The sequence below is a fragment of the Mycobacterium sp. M23085 genome (genome assembly GCF_045343915.1).
In the GTDB taxonomy this organism is placed as follows: Bacteria; Actinomycetota; Actinomycetes; order Mycobacteriales; family Mycobacteriaceae; genus Mycobacterium.
On sequence record NZ_CP174280.1, the window covers coordinates 4,154,591 to 4,175,892 of the forward strand.

General features: G+C 67.8%; 18 protein-coding genes and 1 pseudogene. 12 read left to right on the forward strand and 7 right to left on the reverse strand.

Annotated features, from left to right (window positions below; all coding sequences use genetic code 11):
* Window positions 1-168: 168 nt before the first annotated feature.
* Entirely contained in the window at window positions 169-1,410 is a 1,242-nt protein-coding gene (locus tag ACIUM1_RS19650; RefSeq protein ID WP_406814263.1) for a DUF4873 domain-containing protein, read from the reverse strand.
* Window positions 1,407-2,312 carry a diiron oxygenase gene (locus ACIUM1_RS19655; RefSeq protein ID WP_406814264.1) on the reverse strand — a complete coding sequence of 302 codons (906 nt, stop codon included), beginning with the start codon at window positions 2,310-2,312 and terminating at the stop codon, window positions 1,407-1,409. The genes ACIUM1_RS19650 and ACIUM1_RS19655 overlap by 4 nt, the downstream gene beginning before the upstream one ends.
* A gap of 124 nt (window positions 2,313-2,436) precedes the next feature.
* Between ACIUM1_RS19655 and cobF the strand changes: the two genes are divergently transcribed.
* The 4 genes and pseudogenes from cobF (at window position 2,437) to ACIUM1_RS19675 (ending at window position 4,842) form a co-directional block, all read left to right on the forward strand.
* The gene (gene cobF, locus ACIUM1_RS19660) at window positions 2,437-3,183 is read left to right on the forward strand and encodes a precorrin-6A synthase (deacetylating) (protein WP_406814265.1); all 747 of its coding nucleotides are present in this window, start codon (window positions 2,437-2,439) and stop codon (window positions 3,181-3,183) included.
* 4 nt (window positions 3,184-3,187) lie between these two features.
* Window positions 3,188-3,382, forward strand: a pseudogene (locus ACIUM1_RS19665) (DNA-formamidopyrimidine glycosylase family protein); the annotation flags it as partial.
* Window positions 3,383-3,592: 210 nt separating this feature from the next.
* Window positions 3,593-4,051 (forward strand): zinc finger domain-containing protein, encoded by a 459-nt coding sequence (locus ACIUM1_RS19670; RefSeq protein WP_406817760.1) that lies wholly within the window; start codon window positions 3,593-3,595, stop codon window positions 4,049-4,051.
* 41 nt (window positions 4,052-4,092) lie between these two features.
* Window positions 4,093-4,842, forward strand: a complete 750-nt coding sequence (locus ACIUM1_RS19675; protein ID WP_406814266.1) for an SDR family oxidoreductase — start codon at window positions 4,093-4,095, stop codon at window positions 4,840-4,842.
* A gap of 7 nt (window positions 4,843-4,849) precedes the next feature.
* On the opposite strand, the gene pgi is transcribed toward ACIUM1_RS19675, so the two are convergent.
* On the reverse strand, window positions 4,850-6,514 hold the full coding sequence (gene pgi, locus ACIUM1_RS19680; protein ID WP_406814267.1) for a glucose-6-phosphate isomerase: 1,665 nt from the start codon (window positions 6,512-6,514) through the stop codon (window positions 4,850-4,852).
* A 131-nt stretch (window positions 6,515-6,645) separates the two neighbouring features.
* Window positions 6,646-6,966, reverse strand: coding sequence for a chorismate mutase (locus ACIUM1_RS19685; protein WP_406814268.1), 321 nt, complete (start codon window positions 6,964-6,966; stop codon window positions 6,646-6,648).
* A gap of 393 nt (window positions 6,967-7,359) precedes the next feature.
* Between ACIUM1_RS19685 and pcrA the strand changes: the two genes are divergently transcribed.
* Window positions 7,360-9,759: a DNA helicase PcrA gene (pcrA, locus tag ACIUM1_RS19690; protein ID WP_406814269.1), complete on the forward strand. Its 2,400-nt coding sequence runs from the start codon at window positions 7,360-7,362 to the stop codon at window positions 9,757-9,759.
* Between the two features lie 19 nt (window positions 9,760-9,778).
* Here pcrA and ACIUM1_RS19695 read toward each other — a convergent pair whose 3' ends face one another.
* Window positions 9,779-10,369 carry a hypothetical protein gene (locus ACIUM1_RS19695; RefSeq protein ID WP_406814270.1) on the reverse strand — a complete coding sequence of 197 codons (591 nt, stop codon included), beginning with the start codon at window positions 10,367-10,369 and terminating at the stop codon, window positions 9,779-9,781.
* A gap of 1 nt (window position 10,370) precedes the next feature.
* Entirely contained in the window at window positions 10,371-11,423 is a 1,053-nt protein-coding gene (locus ACIUM1_RS19700) for a M23 family metallopeptidase (protein WP_406814271.1), read from the reverse strand.
* Between the two features lie 323 nt (window positions 11,424-11,746).
* On the opposite strand from ACIUM1_RS19700, the gene sucC reads away from it, so the two are divergent.
* The 3 genes from sucC (at window position 11,747) to ACIUM1_RS19715 (ending at window position 15,426) form a co-directional block, all read left to right on the forward strand.
* A complete protein-coding gene (gene sucC / locus ACIUM1_RS19705; protein WP_406814272.1) occupies window positions 11,747-12,913 on the forward strand; it encodes an ADP-forming succinate--CoA ligase subunit beta in 1,167 nt (388 codons plus the stop codon).
* Window positions 12,914-12,926: 13 nt separating this feature from the next.
* Complete coding sequence (gene sucD / locus ACIUM1_RS19710; protein WP_406814273.1) at window positions 12,927-13,829, forward strand: succinate--CoA ligase subunit alpha; 903 nt, start codon at window positions 12,927-12,929, stop codon at window positions 13,827-13,829.
* A gap of 70 nt (window positions 13,830-13,899) precedes the next feature.
* Complete coding sequence (locus tag ACIUM1_RS19715) at window positions 13,900-15,426, forward strand: acetyl-CoA acetyltransferase (RefSeq protein WP_406814274.1); 1,527 nt, start codon at window positions 13,900-13,902, stop codon at window positions 15,424-15,426.
* Window positions 15,427-15,454: 28 nt separating this feature from the next.
* Here the strand turns inward: ACIUM1_RS19715 and ACIUM1_RS19720 are convergent, their stop codons facing one another.
* Entirely contained in the window at window positions 15,455-16,303 is an 849-nt protein-coding gene (locus ACIUM1_RS19720) for an LLM class F420-dependent oxidoreductase (RefSeq protein ID WP_406814275.1), read from the reverse strand.
* A 253-nt stretch (window positions 16,304-16,556) separates the two neighbouring features.
* Between ACIUM1_RS19720 and ACIUM1_RS19725 the strand changes: the two genes are divergently transcribed.
* From ACIUM1_RS19725 to purH, 4 genes are read left to right on the forward strand one after another with little or no spacing between them, the layout of a single operon-like run.
* Window positions 16,557-17,471 carry a DUF5336 domain-containing protein gene (locus tag ACIUM1_RS19725; RefSeq protein ID WP_406814276.1) on the forward strand — a complete coding sequence of 305 codons (915 nt, stop codon included), beginning with the start codon at window positions 16,557-16,559 and terminating at the stop codon, window positions 17,469-17,471.
* Between the two features lie 47 nt (window positions 17,472-17,518).
* A complete protein-coding gene (locus ACIUM1_RS19730; RefSeq protein ID WP_406817761.1) occupies window positions 17,519-18,946 on the forward strand; it encodes a DUF6350 family protein in 1,428 nt (475 codons plus the stop codon).
* Between the two features lie 53 nt (window positions 18,947-18,999).
* Window positions 19,000-19,647, forward strand: coding sequence for a phosphoribosylglycinamide formyltransferase (purN, locus tag ACIUM1_RS19735; protein ID WP_406814277.1), 648 nt, complete (start codon window positions 19,000-19,002; stop codon window positions 19,645-19,647).
* Window positions 19,644-21,227 (forward strand): bifunctional phosphoribosylaminoimidazolecarboxamide formyltransferase/IMP cyclohydrolase, encoded by a 1,584-nt coding sequence (purH, locus tag ACIUM1_RS19740; RefSeq protein WP_406814278.1) that lies wholly within the window; start codon window positions 19,644-19,646, stop codon window positions 21,225-21,227. The genes purN and purH overlap by 4 nt, the downstream gene beginning before the upstream one ends.
* Window positions 21,228-21,302 lie beyond the last annotated feature (75 nt).

Genomic DNA, 21,302 nt, shown 5'->3' on the forward strand with positions numbered 1-21,302 from the left:
ATCGATCCACCACCCCGACGCGCCCGCGGAGTCCAAGACCCAGCATGCGTTTCCATCCGGTTACCACACGGTGACTGCCGCCAAACTTTCTGGTATGTCCGAAACAACCGGCTGCTAACCGGCGCGACGGCACCGCGTATCAGCGGGCGAGGCGGTGCAGATATCGGCTCACCGGGTGGTCAGTGCGAAGGGGGGAGCGCCCACCCCGGCGACCGAGTGCGTCCCCCACGGTGTTTGTTCGACGATGCGTGCCGGCGCGCTGCGCTCACCGACCGTCAGCGTGCCGGTGCGCGCCTGAGTGAAAATGTCGCCCGACAACGGTTCCGACGGGGACCCAAATACCGTTCCCTGCCAGTGGTAGTGGCCGTCGATCGGGTCCAGATGTCCCATCAGCCGGACCCGCACCGAATGCCTGGCGCCCGCGATCTCCAGGGTGGCGGCTCCGTCGTAGGTGTCTTCGCCGGCGGGTGCGCTGGCCGAGAGATCGAAGGCGGATGCCACCGGAGGCGGCTGGGCGAGTCGCAGTTGGGCTCGCTCGTTGAACACCTGCTGGCTGCTGGCACGCACCTCGATGCGGCCACTGCCGGTGCGCTTCATGACGTTCAGGCACTCGGCGACGTAGCGCGCCTGGGTGTCCGGATCGGGTCCGGTGATGAAGAAGTAATTCGGGAACCCGCGGATCGCCACCCCGCAGAACGGCTCCATGCCGTCGTGCCACGCCCGGCGGATACTCAGCCCGGCCGCACCCACCAATGTCTGGTCGGTGACGTCCTCGGGGATGAAGAATCCGGTGCCGTAGACGATGGCGTCGACGCGCTGGTCGGCACCGTCGAGGGTGCGCACCCCCGAGGCGGTCACCGCCTCGATCGCCGACCCGGCGATTGCGGCCTGAGCCCGAGCCCGCGTGGTGGGAGTGCGGCGGCGCAGCCAGCGTGTGGCGCGGGCGGACCACGCCGGGATGTCGGTCACAACGCGACGCGGTGCATGGGCGAACACGGTGACCGATGCCGCCGCCTGGGTCAGCCGCGCGAGGTGATGGGCCGCCGCGGCATCGGTGCCGACCACCGCGATGTCCTTGCCGGACGGATCGAATCCGCAATCCCACGCCGCCGCGTGAAACGATGCACCGCCGAACTCGTCGCGCCCGGGGATGCGGGGCAGCCAGGGCCGCTGGAGCGGACGGTCAGCCGCGACGACGACATCGGCCCGGATCTGCTCGCCACCCGCCGTGGTCAACAGCCAGGTAGCGGAGTCGTCGTCAAAGCGCGCGGCCCGGACGGGCCGCTCCAGCATCATCAGATCGGTGAAACCGGCTGCCTGCAAAGCGGTTTGGGCGCTCTGCGCGCGGGTGCCCGCCCCGGCGACGGCAATGCGGCAGCGGCGCTCGGCGTGGTCCCGCGGCCGCGTCACAGAAACCTGCTGCGCTTCCAGCCGCGCCGCGCGATCGAGCCCATCAGGCCGACCTCGGTCAGGAATGCCGCCAGTGGAGCGAAGCCGGCGACCTGTATGTCGCGCCGATGCGGACTGGTGCGCGCGACCTGCCGGGCCCGCTGGGGGTCGAGTCCCGCTCGCGCATAAGGGACGGGATTGCTGAACAGGTAGTTGAAGAAGTAGCCGCCCAGGCCGTTGATGTTGGCCATGAACCAGCGGTTGAACCGGGGCATCTCGGCGACGCGCTTGCGGGCGCCGTCGCGCGCGAACTGAATGTGGCGGGCCTCTTCGGTGACATGAATTCGCATGAGGCGCTGGATGATTGGCTGCAGTTCCGGATCGTCCATCATCTGCCGCTGCAGCGAGTCGAATATTTCCTCACCGATCAGGGCGGCCACCCAGAGCATCGACCCGCGCTGAAACGCCAACGGCAGCGCGTTGATGATCATCCGGTGAAACAGCCTGGGCCGCACTGGTTTGGCGCCGATACGTTCGATCGCCTTCCCGAACATCACCATGTGCCGGGTCTCGTCGCCCAGTTCGGTCAATTTGTAGTGCGTCGACCTGCTGGTCGGGTCCTCGTGCAGGATCGTGCGCAGCAGTGCCTGGTTGAGCATGTTCTCGAACCAGATTCCGGCCGACAGCGTGTTGACCAATTCCTGCCGGGACAGCTCGATTTGTTGTTCGCGGGACATCTCGTCCCACATGGCCGTGCCGTAGAGCGACACCAGCCGCGGCGGCAGATAGAACTTGTCCGGATCCAGCGGTGCGTCCCAATCGATGTCGACGACGGGTTCGTAAGACTTCTTGACCGAGCCCTTCAGTAACCGGTCCGAGAACTCCTCACGACTCGGCCCTGTCGGCTTCACCGCTGAGGTCATGCGCCGCTCCCTTCATTGGGTGCTTCAGACGGTACCCATGGTACTGGGTACTTATGGTCCCGGCTAGACGCTGGAGGTTGCGATTCGGCAGTCTGACGAGCAACGAGCATCGGGAGGCGACGTAGTGGGCCGGCACATTCACGTCATCGGCATCGGGGCCGGCGATCCCGACTACCTGACCGTGCAGGCGATCGAGGCGCTCAACGACACCCAGGTGTTCTTCGCGATGGACAAGGGCGAGCAGAAGAGTGACCTGGTGGCGCTGCGCCGGGAGATCTGCGACCGCTTCATCCGTGAGCCGGGCTACCGCTTCGTCCAGCTGCCCGACCCCAAGCGGTCAGTTGATGCCGACTACCGCGACGCCGTCGCCAATTGGCATGCCGCCCGCGCGCAGATTTGGGCCGACGCCATCTCTGCCGAACTCGGTCCGCATGGTGTCGGCGGGTTTTTGGCCTGGGGCGATCCGTCGCTCTACGACAGCACCTTGCGCATCCTCGACGCGGTGGCCGCGCGGGTCGACTTCACGTTCGACGTCATTCCGGGCATCACCGCCGTGCAGGCGCTGACCGCGCGGCACCGCATCCCACTCAACGAGGTCGGCGAACCCGTTCTGCTCACCACCGGCAGGCAGATGCGCAACCACGGGCCGGCGGCTGGATCCGCCGTCGTGATGCTCGATGCAGACTGCGCCTTCCGGCTCTGCCCGCCCGACACGCGAATCTGGTGGGGCGCCTACCTCGGCACCGACGACGAATTGCTCATCGCGGGGACGGTCGGCGAGGTGGGATCCCGCATCGTTTCGCTACGAGCCGAAGCCCGCGCCCGGCACGGCTGGATCATGGACACCTATTTGCTGCGACCGGCACACTGAAACGGTGCCCGAACTACCCGAGATCGAAGCGCTGGTCGACCATCTGCGACGCCATGCCGTCGGCCTGCCGATCGGCCGGGTCGACATCGCCGCCCTGTCCGTGCTCAAGACCTTCGACCCGCCGATCAGCGCGCTGCACGGCAAGACCGTAGCCGGGGCCCAGCGGTGGGGAAAGTACCTCGGGCTGCGCGCGGACAACCTCTTCCTGATCGCTCACCTGTCGCGGGCGGGCTGGTTGAGGTGGTCCGACAAGCTGGCCGCGGCGCCGCTGCGGCCCGGCAAGGGTCCGATCGCGCTGCGGGTGCACCTGGGCACCCCCGGTGAGGCGCCCGGCTTCGACCTCACCGAAGCCGGCACCCAGAAGCGGCTGGCGGTGTGGCTGGTCGACGACCCGGCGCAGGTCCCGGGGATCGCCGCGCTCGGGCCGGACGCGCTGGACCTGGACGCAGACGCGCTGGCAGATCTGTTGGCCGGCAACACCGGGCGGATCAAGACGGTCATCACCGACCAGAAGGTGATCGCCGGCATCGGCAACGCCTACAGCGACGAGATCCTGCACGTCGCGCGCATCTCGCCGTTCGCCACCGCCGGCAAGCTGTCCGACGCGCAACTCGCCGCGCTGCACGACGCGATGGTCTCCGTGCTCAGCGATGCGGTGAGCCGCTCCGTCGGCCAGGGCGCGGCCACCCTCAAGGGCGAGAAGCGGTCCGGATTGCGGGTGCACGCCCGCACCGGGCTGCCCTGCCCGATATGCGGGGACACCGTGCGCGAAGTGTCATTCGCCGACAAGTCCTTCCAGTACTGCCCCACGTGCCAGACCGGCGGCAAGATCTTGGCCGACCGGCGGATGTCGCGTTTGCTGAAGTAGTCGACCGACCGACACTTGACACCTGTCGGTATGCTGCCGCGATGACTCGCCAGAAGATCCTCATCACCGGTGCCAGCTCCGGCCTGGGCGCCGGCATGGCGCGCGCGTTCGCCGCCAAGGGCCGCGACCTTGCGCTGTGCGCGCGTCGCACCGACCGGCTCGACGAGCTGAAAGGCGAGCTGTCGCAGAAGTATCCGGGTATCAAGATCGCGGTTGCCGCGCTGGACGTCAACGACCACGAGGCCGTCCCGAAGGTGTTCGCCGAACTGAGTGACGAGTTGGGCGGCATCGACCGCATCGTCGTCAACGCCGGCATCGGCAAGGGCGCAAAGCTGGGCTCCGGCAAGCTGTGGGCCAACAAGGCAACCATCGAGACCAACCTGGTCTCGGCGCTGGTGCAGATCGAGACGGCGCTGGAGATGTTCAACAAGAACGGTTCGGGCCACCTGGTATTGATCTCGTCGGTGCTCGGCAACAAGGGCGTACCCGGGGTCAAGGCGGCCTACGCGGCGAGCAAGGCCGGGGTGAGCTCATTAGGCGAATCGCTGCGCGCCGAATACGCCAAGGGCCCCGTCAAGGTTTCGGTCATCGAGCCGGGCTACATCGAATCGGAGATGACGGCCAAGTCCAACAGCACGATGCTGATGGTGGACAACGAGACTGGGGTCAACGCGCTCGTCGCCGCCATGGAACGCGAGGTCGGGCGGGCCGCGGTGCCGTGGTGGCCGTGGGCGCCGCTGGTGCAGTTGATGCGGGTGCTGCCGCCGCAACTGACCAAGATGTTCGCCTGAGCACCCGTCAGCTGGTCCGCCCGCGTTGGCTGCGATAGCGGCGCACCAAAGCGTCGGTGGAGCTGTCCGACTGCGGTGCCGGCGATTCATCCGCGGTGATCACCGGGATCAGCGCCTTGGCCTGGGTTTTGCCCAGCTCCACGCCCCACTGGTCGAACGAGTCGATGCCCCAGATCACACCTTCGGTGAAGACCTGGTGTTCATACAGCGCGATCAGCTGGCCCAGCACCGACGGGGTGAGCCGGTTGGCCAGGATCGAGGTCGACGGCCGGTTACCGGGCATCACCTTGTGCGGCACGATGTCGGCCGGCGTGCCCTCGGCGGCGATTTCTTCGGCGGTCTTGCCGAAGGCGAGCACCTGGGTCTGGGCGAAGAAGTTGCTCATCAGCAGGTCGTGCATGCTGCCGCCGCCTTCGGCGGTGGGCAGGTCGTCGGTGGGTTGGCTGAAGCCGATGAAGTCGGCCGGCACCAGCCGGGTGCCCTGATGCAGCAACTGGTAGAAGGCGTGCTGTCCGTTGGTTCCCGGTTCGCCCCAAAAGATTTCACCGGTGTCCGTGGTGACCGGGCTGCCATCCAGGCGGGTCGACTTGCCGTTGGATTCCATGGTCAGCTGTTGCAGATAGGCCGGAAAACGTGCGAGGTCGTTGGAGTACGGCAGCACGGCGCGCGATTGCGCGCCCATGAAGTTGGAGTACCACACGCCGATAAGTCCAAGCAGCACAGGCGCGTTGGATTTCAGCGGCGCGGTTTTGAAATGCCGGTCGACGAGGTGGAATCCGGACAGGAAGTCCGCGAACGCTTCTCGGCCGATCACGGCCATCACCGACAGTCCGATCGCCGAGTCGACCGAGTAGCGGCCACCGACCCAGTCCCAGAAACCGAACATGTTCTCGGTGTTGATGCCGAAGTCATCGACGAGGCGTTTGTTGGTGGAGACGGCGACGAAGTGCTGGGATACCGCGGCGTCACCGAGCGCGCCGGTGATCCAGCGGCGCGCGGCGGTGGCGTTGGTCAGGGTCTCCAGCGTCGAGAAGGTTTTCGACGCGATGATGAAAAGCGTTGTGGCCGGGTCTAGGTCCGCCAGGGTGGCGGTGAGGTCGGCCGGGTCGACGTTGGAGACGAATCGCGCCGAGATCCCCCCATCCGCATAGTGCCGCAGCGCTTTGTACGCCATCGCCGGTCCGAGGTCCGATCCGCCGATGCCGATGTTGACCACCGTGGTGATTCGTTTTCCGGTGGCCCCCGTCCATTCACCGCTGCGCAACCGGTCGGTGAAGTCGCCCATGGCGTCGAGCACCGAATGCACTTCCTGGACGACGTTTTCGCCGTCGACGACCAGTTCGGCGTCCCGGGGCAGCCGCAGCGCGGTGTGCAGCACCGCGCGATCCTCCGAGGTGTTGATGTGCACGCCGGCGAACATCTGGTCGCGGCGCTCTTCGAGGTTGGCCGTGCGCGCCAGATCGACCAAGAGCCGCAGCGTTTCTCGCGTGATCCGGTGCTTGCTGTAATCGATGTAAAGGTCGCCGACGGAGACGGTCAGCTCGCGGCCGCGATCGGGGTCGTCGTCGAAGAACTGGCGCAGATGGGTTTCGCCGATTTGGTCATGATGCCTGCGCAGGGCGTCCCACGCCGGGGTGGCGGTGATGTCGGGGATGGTGTGCACGGAGGTCACTGGCGTCGCTCCTCTTCATCGCTTTGCTCTGCATCGTCGCCGACGCGGGTCATGCTTCGACCCTATGGGCTGTGACGTGACGGAGCCAGGTGTAGCGGCCGGCGGTAGGGGCTTGCGATGAACCGCCGAGGTCAGTGCCCCAGCCGGCCCCTGCCCAGACGCAACAGCAGTATCGCCAGGTCCTTGCCCTCGGGGCCGAGCTCGCTGTAGCGCTCGATGACTTTCATTTCGCGGCTGTGGACCAGCCGCGTACCACCGGATGCCATCCGGGCTTTGCCGATCGCCTGTGACACCTCGGTGCGCCGCTGCACCGCGGCGAGGATCGCGGCATCGAGCCGGTCGATCTCCTGGCGCAACTCGTCGATGTCGGTGACCTCGTCGGTCTGGACGGTCTCGGTGTTCATTTCTGCTGACTCCGCGTTTTCGTCGTGCTGTGGGGGTTCTGGTCTCATGCAGTATCGGGCCTCACAAAAGACGAGCCCCGAGTGCCGACAGCGGACCACGGGGCTCTGCGGAAGCAGTTAGGCCACGGGCACCGGGAACCGGTACCCGTAGGAAAATCGGCGGCGCCACTCCCTGATCGGGGAGCGTCGCTGACACTGCACGTTGAGCACGAATCGAGTGTGCCACTAACAACGGTTAACGCGCAAAAAACGATACTTAAGCTGCGCTTTGTGGACTTGGGTGCAATTGCGCCGCCGAGCGAAATCCGGTCCGCAAGCGGCGTTGCGACACGCCGAATTCTCGGGGATCCGCGTGCCGCCGCCGCGGCGGTTCGGGCCACTAGCCTGGGTCTGACGCCAGGGCGCTGCGGCGTCGGTGGGCGGCGGTAAGTTTGGACTGACATGAGTGTGCACGCAACAGATACCAAGCCGGCCTCGGAAGCAGACCGACTGCTCGAGGGCCTCAATCCGCAACAGCGCCAAGCGGTGGTGCATCAGGGTTCCCCACTGCTGATCGTCGCGGGCGCGGGTTCGGGAAAGACGGCGGTGTTGACCCGCCGTATCGCGTACCTGATCGCGGAACGCGGGGTCGGAGTAGGCCAGGTATTGGCCATCACCTTCACCAACAAGGCCGCCGCCGAGATGCGCGAACGGGTGGTGCGGCTGGTGGGCAACCGGGCGCGCGCTATGTGGGTGTCCACCTTCCACTCGACCTGCGTGCGCATCCTGCGCAATCAGGCCTCTCTGATCGAGGGGCTGAACTCGAACTTCTCCATCTACGACGCCGACGACTCACGGCGCCTGCTGCAGATGATCGGGCGCGACATGGGGCTCGACATCAAGCGCTACTCGCCGCGGCTGCTGGCCAACGCCATCTCCAACCTGAAGAACGAGCTGATCGACCCCGCAGGCGCGGTGGCCAACCTGACCGATGAATCCGACGAGTTGTCCCGCACGGTGGCCTCCGTTTACGGCGAGTACCAGCGCCGGCTGCGGGCGGCCAATGCGCTGGACTTCGACGACCTGATCGGAGAAACCGTGGCGGTGCTACGGGCCTTCCCGCAGATCGCCCAGCACTACCGGCGCCGGTTCCGCCATGTCCTCGTCGACGAGTACCAGGACACCAACCACGCGCAGTACGTGCTGGTGCGCGAACTGGCCGGCCGCGGCGGTTCAGCGAGGCTCACCGGAGCCAGCGGAGCCGAGGCGAGGCTGGGACCGCCGAATCAGCCCGGCAGCGACGAGCTGTCCGATGAAGTGCCGCCCGCGGAGTTGTGCGTGGTCGGCGACGCCGACCAGTCGATCTATGCGTTCCGCGGCGCCACCATCCGCAACATCGAGGATTTCGAACGCGACTACCCGGACGCGACAACCATTCTGCTGGAACAGAATTACCGCTCGACGCAGAACATCCTGTCCGCGGCCAACTCGGTGATCGCCCGCAACTCCGGGCGCCGGGACAAGCGACTGTGGACCGCGGAGGGTGCCGGCGAGCTGATCGTCGGCTATGTCGCCGACAACGAGCACGACGAGGCCCGGTTCGTCGCCGAGGAGATCGACGCGCTCGCGGAGAAGGGCGAGATCACCTATAACGAAGTCGCCGTCTTCTACCGCACCAACAACTCGTCGCGGTCATTCGAAGAGGTGTTCATCCGAGCCGGAATTCCCTACAAAGTCGTTGGCGGAGTGCGCTTCTACGAGCGCAAGGAGATTCGCGACATCGTCGCCTATCTGCGGGTGCTGGACAACCCGGGGGATGCGGTCAGCATGCGGCGCATCCTCAACACCCCGCGCCGGGGCATCGGCGATCGTGCCGAGGCGTGCGTGGCGGTGTACGCCGAGAACACCGGTGCCAGTTTCGCCGACGCGCTGGTGGCCGCGGCCGAAGGCAAAGTGCCGATGCTGAATTCGCGTGCCGAGAAGGCGATCGCCGGTTTCGTCGAGCTGCTGGACGAGCTGCGCGGCCGGCTGGACGACGATCTCGGCGATCTGGTCGAGTCGGTGCTCGAACGCACCAGATACCGCAGGGAACTGGAATCCTCCACCGATCCCCAAGAACTGGCGCGCTTGGACAACCTCAACGAACTCGTCAGCGTGGCACACGAATTCAGCACCGACCGGGCCAACGCGGCGGCGTTGGGCGAGTCCCTGCAAACGCCCGAAGACGAAGATGTCCCGGACACCGGCGTGCTGGCGGAGTTCTTGGAACGGGTGTCGCTGGTCTCCGACAGCGACGAAATCCCCGAGGACGGCGCCGGCATGGTCACCCTGATGACGCTGCACACCGCCAAGGGCCTCGAATTTCCGGTGGTGTTCGTCACCGGCTGGGAAGACGGGATGTTCCCCCACATGCGGTCGTTGGACGACCCGGTCGAACTCTCCGAGGAGCGGCGGCTGGCCTACGTCGGGATCACCCGGGCCCGTCAGCGGCTCTACGTGAGCCGGGCCATCGTCCGGTCCTCTTGGGGACAGCCCATGCTCAACCCGGAATCACGCTTCCTACAAGAGATTCCGCAGGAACTCATCGAGTGGCGGCGCACGGCGCCGGCGCCGTCGTTGAGCGCGCCGGTGAGCGGCGCCGGTCGATTCGGTACGCCGCGGGCGGCCCCGACGCGGTCCGGGATGAGCAAGCGCCCGCTATTGGTGCTCGAACCCGGCGACCGGGTGACGCACGACAAGTACGGGCTCGGCCGGGTCGAGGAGGTGTCCGGCGTCGGCGAATCGGCCATGTCGCTGATCGACTTCGGCAGCGCGGGACGGGTAAAGCTGATGCACAACCACGCCCCGATCAGCAAGCTCTGACCGGCTGCGTCGGCGGAGGTCAGGCTTCCAGCCAGCGTTTGGTCTGCGGCAGCAGCACCAGCACCACCGTGGCGATCGGCAATAACGGCAGCAGGTGCACCACCCACGCGACCCGGGCCCCGGCGATGAACACACCGAGGTAGGTCAGGACGGCGACCAGCGCGCCGGCCATCAGCAGGTAGCGGCTGATCGATCGGCGCTGCAGCAGCAGGATGACGCCCGACACCGTGGTTCCCGCGAACACCAGGGCCAGAAACGCCACCGCGATGCAGAACAGGCGGTCGGTTCGCCACCACCCGGCGATCAGGTCGGTGGCCACCACCGACGTGGCCCAGCCGCTGACGATGCTCACCGCGCAGGCGGCGATGGCCGTGCGATCGGACGGCTCGAGGGCCGGCACTCCGGCATATCCGGTGCGACCCGCGCGAGAACCGGCCCGGTAGGGCGGCGCCTGCGGGGCGAAGTGGGTGGTCGGGGTGTCCGGCGTGGTCGGAATGGGCCCGGTCGGCGCACGCCGGATGATCCGTGTCCGTGATTCGGAGGGCGATTCATGTTCGCGCGCAGGCTCGGGCGGACGAGGACCGGAAGGTTGTTCGTTCGGCGCGGTCACCTTAACCAGCGTAGTTGCCGACCATAAGACCCCGCTTAGCGAGCCACGGCACCGGGTCGATTCGTTCGGTGCCGCCCTGCAGCACCTCGAAATGCAGGTGCGGGCCGGTGGAGTTGCCGCGGTTGCCCATGGTGGCGATCTGATCGCCGGCCATCACCCGCTCGCCGACGCTGACCAGCGAGGTGTTGATGTGGCCGTAGAGCGTGACCGTGCCGTCGGCGTGGCGCAGCTTGACCAGCATCCCGTATCCGCTGGCCGGACCGGAGTCGATGACGACGCCGTCGGACACCGCATAGATCGGTGTCCCGATCGAGTTGGCCAGGTCGATACCCGCATGCAGCACGCCCCAGCGGTAGCCGAAGTTCGAGGTGAAGATCCCTTTGGTCGGCATGACGTAGAGGGGCTGCGACAACCGCGCCTCGCGCTGAGCGCGATCGTTGGCGAAGGCAACGCCCTTGGCGAGCTCCTGGTTGTGCAGGGCGGCGGTGGCCGCCGGCGCCGCGGCGATCACCTGCGGGCCGCGGACGGTGTTGCTGCCCGCCCCGCCGGTGAGAGCCGACGCGTTGGCGGTCAGCACGGCGTCGGTCTTCGGCGTGTCGGCGTGGCTGGTGGCGGTGTGGGCGGCCGCGGCGGCGGCGCCGGCGGCCATCGCCGAGATCAGCAGGCGGCCCCGGGCGGCGCTGGTCGGTTCTTTGCGGTGCTGCCCGCCGCGGCGTGCTACGCCGACGACGTCGGTGGTGTGCGAGCGATCGAGACGCCGCTCGCTACGCGGTTCGGCGGTAATCCGCGGCAGCACCTCGGTGACGGGCGCAGCCAGCCAGGCCGGGTGTACGTCGTCGGCCTCGTTCAGGTCGTCGAGTTCGGGCGCCAGCAGCACCTGCGCTTCGTAATCGAACGGCGAGTCGGTGCTGAAGTCGAGGTCGCCGAGGTCGCCGGCGTCGTCGCTGAAATCCAAGTCGTCGAAATCGAAACCGTCGAGCGGCAGGATTTCCGTGACTTCGGTGCGATGCGGCGCTTCGCTCAACCGGGCGCCTGCCGCGCGACCTACCCTCACGACGCCTTCAGTTACGGCAGAAGGCCGGGCAAAACGGTGCTGGGACAACCTGAAATGTCCTCGTATCGTGACCATAACGTTATCTGGACCCTAGGAAGGTATCCGCTAACGCGCGGGGCTGGCAACCTCGTTGGAAAATCCGGGCGGAATTGTGATTTGGATCACGCGGAAGGTCCACCCTTTGCCCGTGAGCTGTGCCACATCGGCGGACGCGACGGTAATCGCCGTTCGAAGGGTGGATACAGTTCGTCCGTGCGAGTCGCCGAGCGCGGCACCGCCCACCAAGAGGCCTAGTTGTTGAGTCGAGCGAAGACAGAGAGTCCATGGACCTTTTCGAGTATCAAGCAAAAGAATTGTTCGCCAAGCACAACGTACCGACTACGCCGGGACGCGTGACCGACACCGCCGAGGGCGCCCGCGAGATCGCCACCGAGATCGGCCGTCCGGTGATGGTCAAAGCGCAGGTGAAGGTCGGCGGGCGCGGCAAGGCGGGCGGCGTCAAGTACGCGGCGACGCCCGACGACGCCTACGAGCACGCCAAGAACATCCTCGGTCTCGACATCAAGGGACACGTCGTGAAGAAGCTGCTGGTCGCCGAGGCCAGCGACATCGCCGAGGAGTACTACATCTCCTTCCTGCTCGACCGCGCCAACCGCACCTACCTGGCCATGTGCTCGGTCGAGGGCGGCATGGAGATCGAGGAGGTGGCCGCCACCAAGCCCGAGCGGCTGGCCAAGGTGCCGGTGGACGCCGTCAAGGGCGTCGACCTGGCAACCGCGCGTTCCATCGCCGAGCAGGGCCACCTGCCCGCCGAGGTGCTGGACGCCGCCGCGATCACCATCAACAAGCTGTGGGAGGTGTTCGTCGCCGAGGACGCCACGCTGGTTGAGGTCAACCCGTTGGTGCGCGACCCGCAAGACCGGATTCTGGCGCTGGATGGCAAGGTCACGCTCGACGCCAACGCCGACTTCCGCCACCCCGAGCACGCCGAGTTCGAGGACCGCGACGCGACGGACCCGCTGGAACTCAAGGCCAAGGAACACGACCTCAACTACGTCAAGCTCGACGGGGCCGTCGGCATCATCGGCAACGGTGCGGGACTGGTGATGTCGACGCTGGACGTCGTCGCCTACGCCGGCGAGAAGCACGGCGGCGTCAAGCCGGCCAACTTCCTCGACATCGGCGGCGGCGCGTCCGCCGAGGTGATGGCCGCGGGCCTGGACGTCATCCTGAACGACAAACAGGTCAAGAGCGTCTTCGTGAATGTGTTCGGCGGCATCACCTCCTGCGACGCCGTCGCCAACGGAATCGTGACCGCCCTGAACATGCTCGGTGACGAGGCCAACAAGCCGCTGGTGGTGCGGCTTGACGGCAACAACGTCGACGAGGGCCGCCGCATTCTGGCCCAGGCCAACCACCCGCTGGTGATCCAGGCCGAGACGATGGATGCCGGCGCCGACAAAGCCGCCGAGCTGGCGAACAAGTCTTAAGGAGAGATGACCCATGTCTATATTCCTGAACGCAGATTCCAAGGTCATCGTCCAGGGCATCACCGGCGGTGAGGGCACCAAGCACACCGCGCTCATGCTCAAAGCCGGCACCCAGGTGGTGGGTGGCGTGAACGCGCGCAAGGCCGGCACCACGGTGTCGCACGTGGACGCGAAAGGCAAGGACGTCGAGCTGCCGGTCTTCGGCACCGTCGCCGAGGCGATGAAGGAGACCGGCGCCAACGTGTCGGTCGTGTTCGTGCCGCCGAAATTCGCCAAGGACGCGATCATCGAGGCAATCGACGCCGAGATCCCGCTGCTGGTGGTCATCACCGAGGGAATCCCGGTGCAGGACAGCGCCTATGCGTGGGCCTACAACGTCGGCAAGGGGCAGAAGACGCGGATCATCGGTCCCAACTGTCCAGGCATCATCACCCCGGGGGAGGCGCTGGCCGGCATCACCCCGGCGAACATCAGTGGTCCCGGCCCGGTCGGCCTGGTGTCCAAGTCGGGCACCCTGACCTACCAGATGATGTACGAGCTGCGTGATTTCGGCTTCTCCACCTCGATCGGCATCGGCGGTGACCCCGTCATCGGGACCACCCACATCGACGCCATCGAGGCCTTCGAGAAGGACCCCGACACCAAGCTCATCGTGATGATCGGTGAGATCGGCGGCGACGCCGAGGAGCGCGCGGCCGACTACATCAAGGCCAACGTGTCCAAGCCGGTCGTCGGCTACGTCGCGGGATTCACCGCGCCGGAGGGCAAGACGATGGGCCACGCGGGCGCCATCGTGTCCGGATCGTCGGGCACCGCGGCCGCCAAGAAGGAGGCCCTGGAGGCGGCCGGCGTCAAGGTCGGCAAGACGCCGTCGGAGACCGCCGCGCTGGCCCGGGAGATCCTGCAGAGCCTGTAGGCCGCCATCGAACGGGCGGTGACGGGCCTCGGATTTGGCCGGGGCCCGGCCCGCGGTAGATAGTGGGTCTATGAATCTCGACCCGAACACCCCCGTCATCGTCGGGGTGGGCCAGTTCACCGAGCGCATCGAAGACTCCGGTTACCGCGGGATGTCGTCGGTGGAACTGGCGACGGTCGCGGCGCAGGCCGCGCTGCACGACTCGGGGGCCGACGCCACCGCCGTCGCCGCGGCCATCGACACCGTCGCCGCGATCCGGCAGTTCGAGCTCTCCGGGCGCACGCCCGCGCCGATGGGCAAGTCCAACAACTACCCCCGGTCGGTGGCTCAGCGCCTCGGTGCCGCACCGGCCCGCGCGATCCTCGAGCCCATCGGCGGCCAGGGCCCCCAGCACCTGGTCACCGAGTTCGCCGGCGCCATCGCCGCGGGCGAGGCCGAGGTCGTGATGATCTTCGGCTCCGAAAACACTTCCAGCATCCGGTATTACGCCGACCGGGAGAAGCCGGACCATTCCGAGACGGTCGAGGGATCACTGGAGGACCGGGGCTTCGGCTACGACGGTCTGTTCGACGACTACACCATCGCCCACGGCCTGATCGGAGCACCGGCACAGTACGGGCTGCTGGAGAACGCGCGCCGGGCCCGGCTGGGCCTGAGCGTCGCCGACTACCGGCGCCGGATGGGTGAGCTGTTCGCCCCGTTCAGCAAAGTGGCGGCGAAGAACCCGTTCGCGTCCTCACCCGTGGAGCGCAGCGTCGACGAGCTCATCACCGTGACCGCGGCCAACCGGATGATCTGCGATCCGTACCCCAGGCTGCTGGTGGCCCGGGACCAGGTGAACCAGGGTGCGGCCGCGCTGATGATGTCGGTGGCCGCCGCCCGCCGCCTCGGCGTGCCCGAGGAGCGCTGGGTGTACCTGCACGGCCACGCCGACATGGTGGACCAGCCGCTGCTGGACCGCGTCGACCTGACCTACAACTCGGCCTCGGTGCTGGCGGTCGCAGAAGCGCTGGCCGGCGCGGGTGTCGGCATCGACGACGTGTCGACCTTCGACCTCTACAGCTGTTTCCCGGTGCCGGTGTTCAACTTCTGCGACGGCACGGGTCTGGCCACCGACGATCCGCGCGGGCTGACGCTCACCGGCGGCCTGCCGTACTTCGGCGGACCGGGCAACAACTACTCCCTGCACGGCATCGCCGAGACCGTCAGCGAAATGCGGGATCTTCCAGGGCAATTCGGCCTGGTCGCCGCCAACGGCGGGATCATGAGCAAGTACTCGGTCGGGGTGTATTCGACCACGCCGGTGAACTGGAAGCCCGACAACAGCGCCGCGCTGCGCGCCGAGGTCGCCGCCCGACCCAGGGTGCCGGTGACCGTCAAGGCCGCCGGTCCGGCGACCATCGAGACCTACACCGTCCGTTACGACTGGCCGGTGCGCACCGGCATCATCATCGGCCGCCTCGACGACGACGGCAGCCGCTTCCTGGCTCTGACCGAGGACCCCGATCTGGTCGGTCTGCTCAGCGACGGCGACGCGCTCGGGGCTTCGATCGTGGTTCGTCCGACGGAAAAGGACAACCGGGCCGCGCTGGCCTGACGCGCGCCGAGCGACAAGGGTCGCGGCGTCAGACCAGGGCGGCCAACTTGCCGGCCAGCCGCTCGACGTAGGCGGCGACCTCGTCCTCGGACTTGTCCGGCAGCCCGAACAGCACCTCGGTCACCCCGAGCTCGGCCCACTTGGCCAGCTTCTCCGGCACCGGCTTGAAGTCCAGCGCCACGATCTGGGGGGCCCCGTCGCGCCCGGCCGCAGCCCAGGTGTCCTGCAGCAGCTGCACCGGCTCGTCGATGTGGAAGTCGCGCGGGGTGGTGATCCAGCCGTCGGCGCTGCGGGCGATCCACTTGAAGTTCTTCTCGGTGCCGGCGGCGCCGACCAGCACCGGGATGTGCGCTTGCACCGGCTTGGGCCAGGCCCAGCTCGGGCCGAACTTCACGAACTCGCCGTCGTACTGGGCTTCTTCCTCGGTCCACAGCGCCCGCATCGCCTCGAGGTACTCGCGCAGCATGGTGCGCCGCCGGCCCGGCGGCACGTTGTGGTCGGCGAGTTCGTCGGTGTTCCAGCCGAACCCCACGCCCAGGCTGACCCGTCCGCCGGACAGGTGGTCAAGGGTGGCAATACTTTTCGCCAGGGTGATCGGGTCGTGCTCGACCGGCAGGGCCACCGCGGTGGACAGCCGCACCCGCGAGGTGACCGCGCACGCCGCGCCCAGACTCACCCACGGGTCTAGTGTCCGCATGTAGCGATCGTCGGGCAGCGATTCGTCGCCCGTCGTGGGGTGAGCCGCCTCGCGCTTCACCGGGATGTGGGTGTGTTCTGGCACGTAGAAGGTCTGAAAGCCGTGGTCGTCGGCGAGCTTCGCGGCCTTCGCCGGAGAGATGCCGCGATCGCTGGTGAAAAGCACAAGCCCGTAATCCATGCAGAGAATTAGAACGTGTTCTACCTCTGCTGGGCAAGCCGTTGTGACACGGACCGTCTCGCTAGGGACTCGCGGCGCCCTCTCGCGGGGCCCACCGCCCAAGCCGATGGCATCGGCACGGGTTGCCGCACGTGCGCTAGCGTGGGTGATCGACCGCGTCGCTAACGCAGCGAGGCGCCTGGAAGCACAGCGTTGCACTGCAACCGTGGCGACCGCCAGGCAGTTCAAGGCACTGGAAGCAACAGGAGGAGCCATGACCTACTCTCCCGGAAGCCCGGGCTATCCATCGGCGCAACCCGGCGGCGGCTATGCGGGCGCCACACCGTCCTTCGCCAAAGACGACGACGGAACGAGCAAGTTACCGTCCTACCTGAACATCGCGGTGGTGGTGCTGGGTCTGGCCGCGTACCTCCTGAACTTCGGCCCCACCTTCACCATCGGCGCCGACCTCGGCCCGGGCATCGGTGGGCGCGCCGGGGACGCGGGCACCGCGGTCGTGGTTGCCGTCCTGGCCGCGCTGCTCGCCGGGCTCGGCCTGCTGCCGAAGACCAAGACCTATCCGGGAATCGTCGCGGTGATCGCGGTTCTGGGTGCGCTGCTGGCCATCACCGAGACGATCAACCTGCCCGCCGGTTTCGCCATCGGCTGGGCGATGTGGCCGCTGGTCGCGGCCGTCGTGCTCCAGGCGATCGCCGCGGTCGTCGTGCTCCTGCTGGACTCCGGTGTGATCACGGCGCCGCAGCCGCGGCCCAAGTACGACCCGTACGCGCAGTACGGCCAGTACGGCCAGTACGGCCAGTACGGTCAGCAGCACTACTACGGCCAGCAGCCGGCCGCCCAGCAGCACGGGGGCCAGCAGCAGTCGCCCCAGGGATACGGCTCGCAGTACGGCGGCTATTCGCCGAGCGGGGCGCCGGCCCAGAGTGGCGCGCATACCGGGGGTTTCGGCGCTCAGCCTTCGCCGCAGTCGGGTTCCCAGCCGTCCGCACAGCAACACGGCCCGTCCACGCCGCCCACCGGCTTCCCCAGCTTCAGCCCACCGCCGAACGCCGGCGGATCGGATGCCGGCTCGGCGACGGGAAACTTCTCCGAGCAGGGTGGGGCCCAGCAGTTCGGCCAGGAGCAGCAGCAGTCGCCGCCGTCACCGTCTGGGCCAGCGCCCGCCTGACCGTGCGCTGTCGCGCCTAGTCGGGGACGTGCCCCAGAGTGACACGGGTGGAGGACAACCGGGCAGCGGGCGCTCGCCAGGCGCGTGACCTAGTCAGGGTCGCGTTCGCCCCGGCGGTGGTGGCGCTGGTCATCATCGCCGCGGTCACGCTGATCCAGTTGTTGATCGCCAACAGCGACATGACCGGCGCGCTGGGCGCCATCGCCAGCATGTGGCTGGGCGTGCACCAGGTGCCGGTCTCCATCGGCGGCCGCGAACTCGGTGTGATGCCGCTGCTGCCGGTCCTTTTGATGATCTGGGCGACCGCGCGTAGCACGGCGCGTGCCACCACGTCCCACTCGTCGTGGCTCGTGGTGCGCTGGGTTGTCGCCTCGGCGCTGGGCGGACCGCTGTTGATGACGGCGATCGCGCTGGCGGTCATCCACGACGCGTCGTCGGTGATCACCGAGCTGCAAACACCCAGCGCGCTGCGCGCCTTCCTCAGCGTGCTCGTCGTGCACGCCGCCGGTGCCGCCATCGGTGTGTGGTCCCGGGTGGGATCCCGCGCGCTTGCGGCCGCGTCGCTGCCGTTCTGGCTGGGCGATTCCGTGCGCGCCGCGTCCGCCGGCCTGCTGGCGCTGCTTGGGTTGTCCGGCCTGGTGACGGCGGGGTCACTGGTCGTGCACTGGTCGACCATGCAGGAGCTCTACAGCATCACCGATTCCATCTTCGGCGAGTTCAGTCTCACCCTGTTGGCAATTCTATACGCGCCCAACGTGATTGTCGGCACCGCGGCGATGGCCGTCGGGTCCAGCGCGCACATCGGGTTCGCGACCTTCAGTTCCTTCACCGTATTCGGCGGTGATATCCCGGCCTTACCGGTGCTGGCCGCGGTCCCCAGGCCTCCGTTGGGTCCGGTCTGGGTGGCGCTGCTCATCATCGGTGCGTCGTCCGGGGTGGCGGTCGGTCAGCAATGCGCGCGGCGCCCGCTGCCGCTGCTGGCGGCCGCGGTCAAGCTGCTGGTCGCCGCGGTTACCGGGGCGCTGGCGATGTCCTTGCTCGCGTACGGTGGCAGCGGGCAGCTGGGCAACTTCGGCCACGTGGGCGTCGACCAGGGCGCGTTGCTCGTCGGTGTCTTCTTCTGGTTCGCGGTGGTCGGCGGGGTCACCGTGGTGATGTCCGGCGGCATCATGCGTCGTCCCCGACGGCTCAAGCCCCGGCCCGCGCCGGCCGCTGCCGCCGCGGAGCCCGCGGACTTCGCCGGCGTATTCGACGACGATCGGCCGCTCGTCGAGGAGGACGAAGTCCCGGGGCAGCCGGCAGACGGGGAGCCGGCCGCTGCGACCGACCCGGGCGACCTGCCTTCCGGCCACGTGCCGTTGGACGACGTGCCTTCGGACGGCTCCGCCGAACCCGACGCGCCGGCCGCGGACGACCAGCCGGCCCACGGCGAAGGCGAGCGCGGCAGCGCGACCGAGCCAGAATCGGGGGATTAGACCTGCGGCAGCCTGATCACCGGAGCGACAAGGTCGCCAGTAGGCTCGCCGATGTGGTCGAACCGCTCCATGTGCCCCCGAACGCGCCGGCACGGGTGGTGGTACTGGCGTCGGGCACCGGGTCGCTGCTGAAGTCCCTGTTGACGTCGGCCGTCGCGGACTACCCCGCCCGGGTGGTCGCCGTCGGCGCCGACCGCGCCTGCCCGGCCACCGAGATCGCCGCGGCCGCGGGCGTGCCGTCCTTCACCGTCCGGCTGGGCGACCACCCCGACCGTGACGCCTGGGACGCGGCCATCACCGAGGCCACCGCCGCCCACTCGCCCGACCTGGTGGTCTCCGCAGGTTTCATGAAAATCCTTGGGCCGCAATTCCTTTCGTGGTTCTATGGTCGCGTCGTCAACACCCATCCCGCGCTGCTGCCGGCCTTCCCCGGCGCGCACGGCGTCGCCGACGCGTTGGCCTACGGTGTGAAGGTCACAGGCTGTACGGTGCACCTGGTGGACGCCGGGACGGACACCGGGCCGATTCTGGCTCAGGAATCCGTTCCGGTGCTCGACAGCGACACCGAAGAGACTCTGCACGAACGCATCAAAGTCACCGAACGCAAGCTACTGGTAGACGTGGTGGCCGCGATCGCAACAGGCGGCCTGACCCTGGTCGGGAGAAAAGCGACGATCGGACGAAAGGCGACCAACCGATGAGCACCGACGACTGGCGCGAAGACGCCAAACGCCCGATCCGGCGCGCCTTGATCAGCGTGTACGACAAGACCGGGCTGGTCGACCTCGCGCAGGGCCTGGCGGGCGCGGGCGTCGAGATCGTCTCGACCGGATCCACGGCGAAGGTCATTGCCGACAAAGGCATTCCGGTGACCCGGGTCGAGGAGCTGACCGGGTTTCCCGAGGTGCTCGACGGCCGGGTCAAGACACTGCATCCGCGCGTGCACGCGGGCCTGCTGGCGGACCTTCGCAAACCCGAGCACGCCGCTGCGCTCGAGGAACTGGGCATTGCGGCGTTCGAACTCGTCGTCGTCAACCTGTATCCGTTCACCGAGACCGTCGACTCCGGGGCAAGCATCGACGAATGCGTCGAACAGATCGACATCGGCGGCCCGTCGATGGTGCGGGCCGCGGCCAAAAACCATCCCAGCGTGGCAGTGATCACCGACCCTCGGGGCTACGACGGCGTGCTCGCCGCGGTACGCGGCGGCGGCTTTACCCTCGCCGAGCGCAAAAAGCTTGCGTCGCTGGCATTTCAGCACACCGCCGAATACGACATTGCGGTCGCGAGCTGGATGGAATCGACGCTGGCTCCCGAACACCCGCCGACGACGTTCCCGAAATGGCTGGGCCGCAGCTGGCGCCGCTCGGCAATGCTGCGCTACGGCGAGAACCCGCATCAGCAGGCGGCGCTGTACGGCGATCCGGGTGCGTGGCCGGGCCTGGCGCAGGCTGAGCAGCTGCACGGAAAAGAGATGTCCTACAACAACTTCACCGACGCGGACGCGGCCTGGCGGGCGGCCTTCGATCACGAGCAGATTTGCGTGGCAATCATCAAGCACGCCAATCCATGTGGGATCGCCATCTCGTCGGCATCGGTGGCCGACGCGCACCGCAAGGCGCATGAATGCGATCCGCTCAGCGCGTTCGGTGGGGTCATCGCGGCCAACACCGAGGTCAGCCTGGAGATGGCCGAATACGTCAGCACCATCTTCACCGAGGTCATCGTCGCCCCCGCCTACGAGCCGGCCGCGCTGGAGGTGTTGACCCGGAAGAAGAACATTCGGGTGCTGGTGTGTTCGGAACCGCTGAGCGGCGGCACCGAGCTGCGGCCGATCAGCGGAGGACTGCTGGTGCAGCAGCGCGACGAACTGGACGCCCACGGCGACAACCCGGCGAACTGGACCCTGGCCACCGGCTCACCCGCCGATCCGGCGACGCTGGCCGACCTGGTGTTCGCCTGGCGCACGTGTCGCGCCGTGAAATCGAACGCGATCGTGATCGCCGGCGGCGGCGCCACCATCGGCGTCGGCATGGGCCAGGTGAACCGGGTCGATGCCGCGCGGCTGGCCGTCGAACGGGGCGGCGATCGGGTGCGCGGCGCGGTCGCGGCCTCGGATGCGTTCTTCCCGTTCCCCGACGGGCTCGAGACGCTGACCGGCGCCGGCGTGAAGGCGATCGTGCACCCGGGCGGATCGGTGCGCGACGACGAGGTGACCGCGGCGGCCGCCAACGCCGGCATCACCCTGTATCTCACCGGGGCGCGTCACTTCGCGCATTAGCCGAGGTGCGCGCGGTCGACGTCGGTGTCAATAAGCGTGTAGTGAACGCCCTTGGCATGACTCGGGTGAGCGCGC

What these genes read in the sequence shown, in the direction of transcription:
- ACIUM1_RS19715 (WP_406814274.1), top strand. Translation starts at nt 13,900, where the DNA reads ATGAATCTCGACCCGAACACCCCCGTCATCGTCGGGGTGGGCCAGTTC.
- ACIUM1_RS19655 (WP_406814264.1), bottom strand. Translation starts at nt 2,312, where the DNA reads ATGACCTCAGCGGTGAAGCCGACAGGGCCGAGTCGTGAGGAGTTCTCG.
- sucC (WP_406814272.1), top strand. Translation starts at nt 11,747, where the DNA reads ATGGACCTTTTCGAGTATCAAGCAAAAGAATTGTTCGCCAAGCACAAC.
- pcrA (WP_406814269.1), top strand. Translation starts at nt 7,360, where the DNA reads ATGAGTGTGCACGCAACAGATACCAAGCCGGCCTCGGAAGCAGACCGA.
- sucD (WP_406814273.1), top strand. Translation starts at nt 12,927, where the DNA reads ATGTCTATATTCCTGAACGCAGATTCCAAGGTCATCGTCCAGGGCATC.
- ACIUM1_RS19685 (WP_406814268.1), bottom strand. Translation starts at nt 6,966, where the DNA reads ATGAGACCAGAACCCCCACAGCACGACGAAAACGCGGAGTCAGCAGAA.
- purH (WP_406814278.1), top strand. Translation starts at nt 19,644, where the DNA reads ATGAGCACCGACGACTGGCGCGAAGACGCCAAACGCCCGATCCGGCGC.
- ACIUM1_RS19725 (WP_406814276.1), top strand. Translation starts at nt 16,557, where the DNA reads ATGACCTACTCTCCCGGAAGCCCGGGCTATCCATCGGCGCAACCCGGC.
- ACIUM1_RS19675 (WP_406814266.1), top strand. Translation starts at nt 4,093, where the DNA reads ATGACTCGCCAGAAGATCCTCATCACCGGTGCCAGCTCCGGCCTGGGC.
- ACIUM1_RS19720 (WP_406814275.1), bottom strand. Translation starts at nt 16,303, where the DNA reads ATGGATTACGGGCTTGTGCTTTTCACCAGCGATCGCGGCATCTCTCCG.